Raw genomic sequence first — 405 nt, forward strand, 5'->3', positions numbered from 1 at the left:
AATCACATTATGGCCTGCAGCGGCATTGGACAGGCAGTTAACAAAGCTCAGCAACTAGCTCCCGGAAAGCCCATCGAAGTTGAAGTTGAATCTATACAAGAGTTGCAACTAGCCTTACAAGCTCAGGCTGATATCGTCATGCTCGACAATTTCCCTATCAGCACTTTAAACGAGGCCGTAAAACTAAATAAAGGCCAAGCCAAGCTTGAAGCTTCTGGCGGCATAACCAATGAAACGCTGGTCCCAATTGCTGAAACGGGAGTAGACTTTATTTCAATCGGCGCACTGACAAAAGACTGCAAATCTATCGACCTTTCAATGCGGATTGATATCTAAACAGAAAAACGCCAGCTTACATAAATTTACATACCGAAACACTTCAGTTAGACAATCATTTGGCTATTA

Annotated in this window: 1 protein-coding gene; it reads left to right on the forward strand. The window is 43.0% G+C overall.

All coding sequences use genetic code 11. The features are described 5' to 3' along the window. The coding region (locus tag A3761_RS02730) for a nicotinate-nucleotide diphosphorylase (protein ID WP_369808160.1) at nucleotides 1-336 on the forward strand (336 nt) is incomplete at its 5' end. Nucleotides 337-405: the final 69 nt, after the last annotated feature.

The sequence above is a fragment of the Oleiphilus sp. HI0123 genome, assembly GCF_001635315.1.